Origin of the sequence: Okeania sp. SIO3I5 (genome assembly GCF_010672085.1) — a bacterium.
GTDB lineage: Bacteria > Cyanobacteriota > Cyanobacteriia > Cyanobacteriales > Microcoleaceae > Trichodesmium.
In genome coordinates, this window is sequence record NZ_JAAHHT010000094.1 from 2347 (window position 1) to 12949 (window position 10603).

Genomic DNA, 10603 nt, shown 5'->3' on the forward strand with positions numbered 1-10603 from the left:
AAACAATTTCAATTTGCTAAATTAGGAGCAACTTGGGCAGAATATGATGCTTACGAACAAGAAATTGCAGTTTTAAAAAGTCTCAATCATCCAGGGATTCCTCAATACTTAGATTCTTTTCAAACTGCCGATGGTTTCTGCATGATTCAAGAATATATTGATGCAGAATCTGCTGTAATTTCTCGTCAGTGGCAACCCCAAGAAATTAAACAGATTGCTATTTCGATTTTAGAAATTTTAATCTATCTCCAAAATCAACCACAACCTGTTATTCATCGAGATATTAAACCGGAAAATATTTTAATTGACGAGGAGTTAAAAGTTTATTTAGTAGACTTTGGTTTTGCCAGAATGGGAGGCGGAGAAATAGCAGCAAGTAGTGTTGTTAAAGGTACGATGGGATTTATGTCTCCCGAACAAATGTTTAATCGTAAATTAACAACAGCATCAGATTTATATAGTCTTGGTGCGACATTAATTTGTTTATTAACAGGGATAAAATCCGCAGATATTGGTAATTTAATAGATGCTAATTATCGGATTATTTTTCGTCATTTAGTACCACCATTAGAAAGGGGTTGGATTAATTGGTTGGAAAAGATAACAGAACCAAAATATACTGATAGATATGAAAATGCTGAGGAGGCTTTAGCTGTTCTTCAACCTTTAGATGTAAATCGTTTACCTAAAGTCAGAATTAGTCAAACAAATCTGGAATTTACTAGCGATAAATGGGGAGAAAAATTAACAGAAATAATAATAGTTAGTAATCCAATTCCAGAAACAACTTTATTTGGTAGATTGGAAGTTATTCCCCATGTTAATGACCCTCCTCATACTCCTTATGAACATAGTTGGATTTCATTTTCATCTCAGAAATTTGAAGGCAATAATGTAGAGTGTAAAATCACACTAGATACCAGTAAGTTAGTAGAAAATGAAACTCATAAAAGGGAGATAATTTTACATAATAATTCAGCATCAGAAACCCTGAAGATAAATATTCAAGTGAAAACTGCTAGTGTGCCTAAATTAAAAGCTGGCTCCGTTTTGATGTTCTTTTTTAGTTGCTTTCTCGTGGCAATGTTTATATTTTACGGTTTTAATTTATTGCAAATCAATACAGTAAAATTAATTCCTTCGGTAGTAATAATTTTTATAGCAGTACTTGTTTATGGTTTCCCATTTAATGTCAGAAACGAAAAAATTCCTCAAGTCATAAGAGTTTCTGATGTTTTTACTATACTAATGATTTTAGTAATTGGGGGTCTTTCGCCCTTTGTTGTATTTCTTTCTTGTGTTTATTTTGTCTCAAAAATAGATTCATTCATAAAAAAAACTGAAATACCTAAAGATAAGATAGATCAATTGTTATCCGAAGCAAAAAAAAGACTTATAGCTCTTTTAACAATAGGACTAGACCTTAGCTTAATTATAACTTTTAAGCTTTTTTCTGAAGTCATTTATCAAACACACTGCTTTACTTTAGGAGAAATTTTATTCTCAGCAATAGTAGCGATCGCTTGTCTTTCTGTGACTCTAATTACCCTAATTTACTTATTATTCAAACCTGTAAAAATATTTTCTAAATACACAAAAGCAGAGCCAAACTTAATTAAACCATAACCACTATGTAAGTATTAGGAAAAATCTCCAATAATTTCACTGTTTCGTGTTCTTTAAAATCTACTAAAAACCCATGAATAATTACCCCAACTTTTCTGACCAAGGCTATCAAATAATTAGAGAATTCGGACACAATAATATTGGTGGGCGAGTCACTTATTTAGCTGAAAATATCCATACTCAAAAAAACGTAGTTATCAAACAATTTCAATTTGCTAAATTAGGAGCAACTTGGGCAGAATATGATGCTTACGAACAAGAAATTGCAGTTTTAAAAAGTCTCAATCATCCAGGGATTCCTCAATACTTAGATTCTTTTCAAACTGCCGATGGTTTCTGCATGATTCAAGAATATATTGATGCAGAATCTGCTGTAATTTCTCGTCAGTGGCAACCCCAAGAAATTAAACAGATTGCTATTTCGATTTTAGAAATTTTAATCTATCTCCAAAATCAACCACAACCTGTTATTCATCGAGATATTAAACCGGAAAATATTTTAATTGACGAGGAGTTAAAAGTTTATTTAGTAGACTTTGGTTTTGCCAGAATGGGAGGCGGAGAAATAGCAGCAAGTAGTGTTGTTAAAGGTACGATGGGATTTATGTCTCCCGAACAAATGTTTAATCGTAAATTAACAACAGCATCAGATTTATATAGTCTTGGTGCGACATTAATTTGTTTATTAACAGGGATAAAATCCGCAGATATTGGTAATTTAATAGATGCTAATTATCGGATTATTTTTCGTCATTTAGTACCACCATTAGAAAGGGGTTGGATTAATTGGTTGGAAAAGATAACAGAACCAAAATATACTGATAGATATGAAAATGCTGAGGCAGCTTTAATCGATCTTCTAGTTTTAAATATCAATCGTTTACCTAAAGTCAGAATTAGTCGAACAAATCTGGAATTTGCTAGCGATAAATGGGGAGAAAAATTAACAGAAATAATAATAGTTAGTAATCCAATTCCAGAAACAATTTTATTCGGTAGATTGGAAGTTGCTCCCCATGTTAACGATCCTCCTCACACTCCTTATGAACATAGTTGGATTTCATTTTCATCTCAGAAATTTGAAGGCAATAATGTAGAGTGTAAAATCACACTAGATACCAGTAAGTTAGTAGAAAATGAAATTCATAAAAGGAAGATATTTTTACACAGTAATTCAACATCAGAAATTGAAACTATAAATGTTAAGGTGAAAACTGGTAGTGTGCCTAAATTAAAATATATCTCCATTTTCATGTTCTTTTTAGGTGAATTTGTACTGATGGGAACTTTTGTATTTTTTGGTTATAATTTATTTCCATTCAATCCTCTTTTTGGGTTGTCATTAATGTCTATTTTTTGGGCACTAATATCTATGATATGGGTAGTAATATCTATACCATTAGATGCTTTCTGGGAGCACAGCGTAACAACTACTGGTAAAATTTTCATAAAAAATCTATTATTTTCTGAACAGGAAAAAAAACTTATATTTCTTTTAACAATAGGATTTTACTTGAGCTTAGGTGTAACTTTAAAAAATTTTCTTGAAGTTCTACTACAACTACACTGCTTTACTTTAGGACAGATTTTAGTCTCACTAGGAATAGCGATCGTCTCTATGTTTGCTACTCTAATCCCCCTAATTTACTTAGTATCCAAACCTATCAAAATATTTTTTAAATACAGAAAAGCAGAGCCAAATTTAATTCAACCATAACCACAATGCAAGTATTAGGAAAAATATCCAATAATTTAGCGACTTTGTGTTCCTTAAAATCTACCAAAAACCTCTGAATAATTACCACAAATTTTCTGATCAAGGCTATAAAATAATTTAGGATAAATTTTAGTCTCAGCAGGAGGATTTATCGCCTCTCTTGCTGCTACTCTAATACCCTTAATTTACTTATTATTTCAATCGGCTAAAATATTTTCTAAATACAGAAAAGCAGAGCCAAACTTAATTAAACCATAATCAAAATATAGTATTCTGGAATTAGATTTCAGAATTTAATTTATTCCTATTATTTATAGGATAATTTTAGTCTCGGCAAGAGTAGCGAGCAGCTCTATTAAAAGAGAGGCTTTAAACCGAATAGATTAATTATTAATTGTTAATTATTAATTATCTATATAAACCTACTAATTACAATGAACAATTACCCCAATTTTTCCAATTACGGCTATCAAATAATCAAAGAACTCGGACACAACCGTGCAGGTGGAAGAGTAACCTATCTTGCCACAGAAATTAACACTCAAAAAACAGTAGTAGTTAAACAATTTCAATTTGCTAAAACCGGAGCCCATTGGTCAGAATATCAAGCTTATGAAAGAGAAGTTCAAGTATTAAAAACACTCGATCATCCTAGTATTCCCCACTACTTAGATTCCTTCCAAACACCGTCAGGTTTTTGCATGGTACAAGAATATAAAAACGCTACTTCTTTAGCAAGTTTAGCAACCTCTGAAAAATGGCAACCCCAACAAATTAAACAAATAGCAATTTCAGTTCTAGAAATTCTTAAATACCTCCAAGACCAAATTCCACCTGTCATTCATAGAGACCTAAAACCAGAAAACATTCTAATAGATAACCAGATGAACATTAGCTTAGTAGACTTTGGTTTTGCCAGGATAGGAGGAGGAGAAGTTGCTGTTAGTAGCGTAGTCAAAGGTACATTAGGATTTATGCCTCCAGAACAAATGTTTAATCGCGAATTAACAACAGCATCAGACTTATATAGTCTCGGTGCAACATTAATTTGTTTATTAACAAACACCCCGGCAACAGAAGTAGGCAGTCTCATGGATGAGACAGGAAAAATTAATTTTCAGCAGCAAGTAAAGCACCTCAGTCAAGACCTCATTGTCTGGCTAGAAAAAATGGTACAACCTAATTATAAAGATAGGTATTCATCAGCAGAATTAGCTCTTGATGCTTTAATTCCCTTAGAAGTATTAGCCCCTTCTCGAACAAAAAAATTGACTCAAATAGTATTAATTAGCATTCTGGGATTTCTGGCAATTGGTAGTGCCGGTTTTACTATGTTCAGAGTTTATAATATGCCACTAAATCAAACTATTGAATTTACGAAAGTAGAAGATTTATCTCCAGTTCAAAACAAAAGAAAATGCCTCAATCGTCGAAAATAGTTACAGTAGTTTTTTAGTTGATATTGAATGTTCCCAGTGCGGGTATCCTGCCCGCGTCGGTGTTTACTTCACCAGGGAAATATTCTCAGAGAAACTGTAATTCACCATTTCAAAAAAATCCTTTTAACAATTAATAATTAATAATGAATAATTAATAATTACCTCTTCTTTTCAAGGAGAGGATTGACTAATAATGAAAATTTTTATTTATTATCCCCTATCCAAGGGGAGGCTTTAAAGCAAAATTTTTCGGTAGGTAGACTTTGATTTTCTAGACGTTGAACAATTATTTATCAACAAAATTCTTAGAGTAATGGCTTTGAAAAATTTATCAACTCTATTATCAGTAGTCAACAAAATTATCTTGAAAAGATGTAGAATTTGAGCTATATTTAATCAGTACCTAATTTTAAATGAATTATAGGGAATAGTAATACAATTTCCTGAGCTAAAAATAACCTCTTAAACTTCCTCTTTTAAGAGGATGAACAAAAATCAACTGAGGTACTGATAACTGATAACTAATAATTGATAACTGAAATGGCAGTGATAATTAATTTTTGGAAAGGTACATTTGGATATACTGCATATAATGTTATATACGGGTTAAATGTAGGTCACGTTTCTATGCATATTATTAATGACAAAAACCCTACAGATGAAATTTATATAAGTCATCATCCTAAAATTGAAAACTCTATAGCTTTTTTACCGAACCCTAATAAATATGCTTCTTTGCAATCTATCATAGTCGATAGTTTTATTCCTAGAGAAAAACCGATTTCCTTTAAAAAAGATTGCGCTCGCAGGAATCGTAAACCTGATGATCGAATTGTTATTTATGGTTTAAATGAATCTCGGATCAGAGAGTTTTATCAAAAGTATTTACAGAATGATTTATCAGAAGAAAAAACTCAATATCATTGTCTCAAAAATAATTGTTGTACAGTTGTAGCTTATTTGATTTGCAAGGGATTAGACTATTTTCAAAAAAACTCTAAATTTTGTTCACCTTCGACGTATCAAACTGACTCATTTTTTGCATACGACTCTAATATTGAGAAATTAATTGTAGCATTTAATAAAAAATGTTGGTCGCCCCGTTCTCTGAAATCTTTTGTAAAAAAAGTCAAAAAGAAAACTGATAAAAAATCATCCGTACTCAATCTTCCCGTACGTCAAAAAATATCTTATTACTCTGGTCGTTTTAGTTATTTTTTTGATGATTATTAACTATCTAAGAGATTGTTTGCAAAGAAAATATAAAAAGGAGATAGGGAACACTTAACTGGGAACTGGGAACAGGGAAAAGAGAATAAGCAGGAAGAAATCAAGAGAACTATTTGTCACTTAAAAATCTAGGAATATATGTACCGAACACCTCTGTGTCTCACAGATTTCAATCCCTTGAATTACTACCACTTTCAGATTTTAGTTACTCAACAAATCTCTTAATACTTATTTTACAAACAGTCTCTGATACTATTTACATCAGCTAAATATTATGACATTATCGATCGATATTTGTTACAAGTAATTATGCTGTTTCTAGGAGTCAGATAGGGGAGCCATTAGATTGAAAAGGTACAAGAATCAGAAGTTAATGAATAGCTTAAATACCATTTATAACCGCGGAGTTTTTCTTTTGATTCAAAGAGAAATTTCATTTAAAGTCTTTCAATTGCCTTTTTTATTCATAACATTTTTTTAAATATGAAATTAGTTATTCATAATGACTTTCTGAGATTAGCTTTAATCAACATTTTATCTAATTTAATGGTGCCTTTAGCGAGTCTAGTAGACTTAGCTTTTCTAGGTTATTTAGATGAAATTCGTCACTTAGCAGGAGTTTCCCTAGCCACAGTTTTGTTTAACTATATTTACTGGACTTTTGGCTTTTTACGCATGAGTACGACTGGTACAACTGCTCAAGCTAGAGGAAGTGAAAACAATCGCGAAGTCAAGCAAATTTGTCTACGAAATTGTTTAATTGCTTTAGCTATTGCCATAATAATTCTAATTTTCAAATATCCTTTGCGAGAAATTGGTTTTAGTTTACTTAGTGCAACTCCAGAAGTAAAAGCTAGTGGTATTAGTTACTATGAAAGTTTAATTTGGGGTGCCCCTGCTACCTTATTAAACTTCGTATTAATAGGTTGGTTTTTAGGACTCGAACAAGGAGGAAAAGTTTTACTATTATCAGTAGTTAATAAAGGCACAAATATTATCTTAGACTATATTTTTATCGTCCGTTGGGGATGGGAAAGTAGCGGTGCTGGTACTGCTACAGCAATAAGTCAATATATTACTTTAGTCGTAGGGATAATTTGTATTTTTAAGTTAATCTCTTTGGCAGAAATTCCTCCGTTAATCAAAGATATTTGGCAACCTCAAGTAATTAGAGAAACTTTTATTCTCAATCGAGATATTCTGATTCGCACTTTGGCTTTAATTTCTACTTTTGCTATATTTACTAATTTAAGTTCATACATAAATACTTTAGTTTTAGCAACTAATACTCTGTTATTACAAGTAGTGACATTAGCCGCTTATTTTATTGACGGTTTAGCTTTTGCCACAGAAAGTTTAGCAGGTAAAAGTTATGGTGAGGGAAATCAACAAGAGTTAAGGGTATTGGTAAAATTATCAGGAATAATTAGTGTGAGTATCGGGTTAATTTTTGCTTTAATCTTCTGTTTATTCCCGGCTCCTTTATTTAGTTTGTTGACTAATCATGCTGAAGTTATTAATAATATCAGTAGTTATGTTTTATGGTTAATACCTGTCTTGGGATTTGGGGGCATGGCTTATATGTTAGATGGTTATTTTCTCGGTTTAACTGAAGGAAATTTATTGAGAAATTATACTTTAGTTGCTAGTTTGGTAGGATTTTTACCCTTTGCTATGTTGGGTTGGTTGTTAAAAAGTAATCATGTATTATGGTTAGCTTTAGCAATGTTTATGGCGACTAGGGCGATTACTTTAGGTAAGGCAATTCCTAGAAAAATTTTCTCCCTGAAATAAAAAAACTTTTGTTACTCCTAAATAACTTGAATTATTCCATCAATTTCCAGAAAATCAGGTTAAAAGCTTCCTCTTTAAATCAGTTTTAAATCAGTCTCACCCTACTCTCTACTTCCTACTTCTTACTCCCTAACTATGACAATAATGAAAAACTTTTTGTTACTCCTAAATAACTCGAATTCTTCCAGCAATTTCCAGAAAATTAGTTTGAAAGCCTCCCCTTTAAATCAGTCTCACCCTACTCTCTACTTCCTACTTCTTACTTCCTAACTATGACAATAATGAAAAAACTTTTGTTACTCCTAAATAACTCAAATTATTCCATCAATTTCCAGAAAATCAGGTTAAAAGCTTCCTCTTTAAATCAGTCTCACCCTACTCTCTACTTCCTACTTCTTACTCCCTAACTATGACAATAATGAAAAACTTTTTGTTACTCCTAAATAACTCGAATTCTTCCAGCAATTTCCAGAAAATTAGTTTGAAAACTTCCCCTTTAAATCAGTCTCACCCTACTCCCTAACTATGACAATAATGAAAAACTTTTTGTTACTCCTAAATAACTCAAATTATTCCATAAATTACCAGAAAATCAGTTTGAAAGCTTCCCGTTTAAATTAGTCTCACCCTACTTCTTACTCCCTACTCCCTAACTATGATGAAATTTATTGGAATTGACCTGGGTTGGCGTTCTGGCAAAAGTGGTTTGTGCTGTCTAGAATACTCAGACAAAAAGTTAAAAATATTAGACTTAGACTGCATACTAGAAATTGAATATATTCTCAATTGGATTGATAATTTAACTCCCCTATCAACTCCAGCTCTAATTGCTGTAGATGCTCCAACAATAATTCCCAATCAAACAGGAACTAGACTTCCAGATAAACTGACTCATAAATATTTTGGTCGTTATCATGCAGGATGTTATCCAGCAAATCTTAATCGCCCTTTTGCTGATAGAACAGTCAAATTTGGCATTAGTTTGGAAACAAGAGAATTTATTCATGCACCAACAATTGAAACTCAAAAACTAGGACGTTTTCAAATAGAAGTTTTCCCCCATCCAGCTATAGTTAATTTGCTTCAGTTAGAAAAAATTTTGAAATATAAAAAAGGCAGATTAGCTGATCGTAAATCAGAACTTTTAAAACTGCACCAATACATTATCAATATCTTACCAACCCTAGAACCTGCTCTAGTAATTTCCGAGAATTTTATAGATATGGAAAAAATTAATAGTATGGCTACCCTGAAAACTACAGAAGATAAATTAGATAGTTTAATTTGTGCTTATATTGGTGCATATTGGTGGTATTGGGGTGAAACAAAAAATTTGGTTTTAGGAGATCAAACCACTGGATATATAGTAATCCCTAATCGACTATCGTAATTTGCGCTTATGTTATAATATTTTATCCTAGGGGTTTGGTTTTCAAATCCCATTGGAATTTGGGTTTGGAGACCAAACCCCTAAAGTTTTTTTCACAGATTATTTACCAAAAAATTAGGTCTAAAGTCTCCCTTTTTAAGGGGATGAAAAAAATATTTAATTCAGTATTTAAATCCCAATACTTTAGTCGAAGGTACTGATAACTGATAACTGATAACTGAAATGACGATTGCTATAGATTAAATCCTACTGAAGTTATGAAAGAAAATTTAGCTGAATTAAAATTAGAAGTAGAAACCTTACAAACAGAAGTAGATACTTTACAAACAGAAGTAGATGAACTTCATCAAAAACGTTCCTCTTTCCAAATAAATGTTAGTTTTCCCAAAGATAATACTCCTGAAGCACTAGCGGAGTTTCGTAAAAAAAATGCCGAAGAAACTGCAAAGTGGCAAGCGGAAATTCAAGAAATTAATCAATATCTGAAAGTATTAGAGGCGCAACTTAATCAGAAAAAAACTACCCTACAACCAAAAAAATCTCGACTGGAATGGTTGGAATTACAACAGCAAGTTTACGAGGGGGGAAAACTTTTGCAGGAACAAGTGAAAAAAGTTAATGAAAAAGCTGATCAACTCGAAGCTGAAATACAAACTCTCAAACAAATTTATCAAGAATTAAATCCACTTTATTGTCAGTGGGTAGAAAATTCAGCCAATATAGTTGACTTTAAGACTACAACTATTCCTTATGTTTATATTAAAGAAAATGGCTTTGAACTTGGAAACAAAGAAATAGAGTAAGAGATAATTAATAATGGATAATGAATAATTCGTCGAGAATATAGTAGGTTGGGTTAAGCGACAGCGCAACCCAATCGGAATTTTCTGATGTATCAAAGTCAGGGGATAAGTTTTAATTCATCGCCAATTTATTTTTCTTTTCGTCATCTGAAGATTTACTCATATATCCTAATTTTCAAATCCAAAGAAACTAGCGATCGCTGGTAATAATTTTTTCCACTGTTCGATTAATTTTGCTGTCTTAGGTAACATGAATAATTAATAGTGAATAATGAATAATGAATAATTTGTCGAAAATATCGTAGGTTGGGTTAAGCGACAGCGAACCCAACAAATATGGCAAAAAGAAGGGGAAAAAAGATTGAGATATGCCTCAATTTTTGTTGGGTTTCCTTTGTCAACCCAACCTACGGATGATAAATTTTTTCTCGGAATTTTCTGATGTATCAAAGTCAGGGGATAAGTTTTAATTCATCGCCAATTTACTTGTCTTTTCGTCATCTGAAGATTTACTCATATATCCTAATTTTCAAATCCAAAGAAACTAGCGATCGCTGGTAATAATTTTTTCCACTGTTCGATTAATTTTGCTGTCTTAGGTAAC

General features: G+C 31.9%; 7 protein-coding genes. All 7 read left to right on the forward strand.

What is annotated here, in order from left to right; translation table 11 throughout:
* Positions 1 to 1626 (forward strand): serine/threonine protein kinase (locus F6K40_RS20495; RefSeq protein ID WP_293138956.1); only part of this gene is annotated, 1626 nt, incomplete at its 5' end.
* Positions 1627 to 1699: 73 nt separating this feature from the next.
* Entirely contained in the window at positions 1700 to 3343 is a 1644-nt protein-coding gene (locus F6K40_RS20500) for a serine/threonine protein kinase (protein WP_293138957.1), read from the forward strand.
* Positions 3344 to 3777: 434 nt separating this feature from the next.
* The gene (locus F6K40_RS20505; RefSeq protein WP_293138958.1) at positions 3778 to 4782 is read left to right on the forward strand and encodes a serine/threonine protein kinase; all 1005 of its coding nucleotides are present in this window, start codon (positions 3778 to 3780) and stop codon (positions 4780 to 4782) included.
* A gap of 540 nt (positions 4783 to 5322) precedes the next feature.
* Positions 5323 to 6015, forward strand: coding sequence for a hypothetical protein (locus F6K40_RS20510; protein ID WP_293138959.1), 693 nt, complete (start codon positions 5323 to 5325; stop codon positions 6013 to 6015).
* Positions 6016 to 6495: 480 nt separating this feature from the next.
* Complete coding sequence (gntT, locus tag F6K40_RS20515) at positions 6496 to 7806, forward strand: guanitoxin biosynthesis MATE family efflux transporter GntT (protein ID WP_293138960.1); 1311 nt, start codon at positions 6496 to 6498, stop codon at positions 7804 to 7806.
* A gap of 655 nt (positions 7807 to 8461) precedes the next feature.
* Positions 8462 to 9196 (forward strand): DUF429 domain-containing protein, encoded by a 735-nt coding sequence (locus F6K40_RS20520; RefSeq protein ID WP_365672183.1) that lies wholly within the window; start codon positions 8462 to 8464, stop codon positions 9194 to 9196.
* A gap of 257 nt (positions 9197 to 9453) precedes the next feature.
* Positions 9454 to 9999 (forward strand): hypothetical protein, encoded by a 546-nt coding sequence (locus F6K40_RS20525; protein ID WP_293138961.1) that lies wholly within the window; start codon positions 9454 to 9456, stop codon positions 9997 to 9999.
* The last annotated feature ends 604 nt before the right edge of the window (positions 10000 to 10603 follow it).

What these genes read in the sequence shown, in the direction of transcription:
- F6K40_RS20500 (WP_293138957.1), top strand. Translation starts at nt 1,700, where the DNA reads ATGAATAATTACCCCAACTTTTCTGACCAAGGCTATCAAATAATTAGA.
- F6K40_RS20505 (WP_293138958.1), top strand. Translation starts at nt 3,778, where the DNA reads ATGAACAATTACCCCAATTTTTCCAATTACGGCTATCAAATAATCAAA.
- F6K40_RS20510 (WP_293138959.1), top strand. Translation starts at nt 5,323, where the DNA reads ATGGCAGTGATAATTAATTTTTGGAAAGGTACATTTGGATATACTGCA.
- gntT (WP_293138960.1), top strand. Translation starts at nt 6,496, where the DNA reads ATGAAATTAGTTATTCATAATGACTTTCTGAGATTAGCTTTAATCAAC.
- F6K40_RS20520 (WP_365672183.1), top strand. Translation starts at nt 8,462, where the DNA reads ATGATGAAATTTATTGGAATTGACCTGGGTTGGCGTTCTGGCAAAAGT.
- F6K40_RS20525 (WP_293138961.1), top strand. Translation starts at nt 9,454, where the DNA reads ATGAAAGAAAATTTAGCTGAATTAAAATTAGAAGTAGAAACCTTACAA.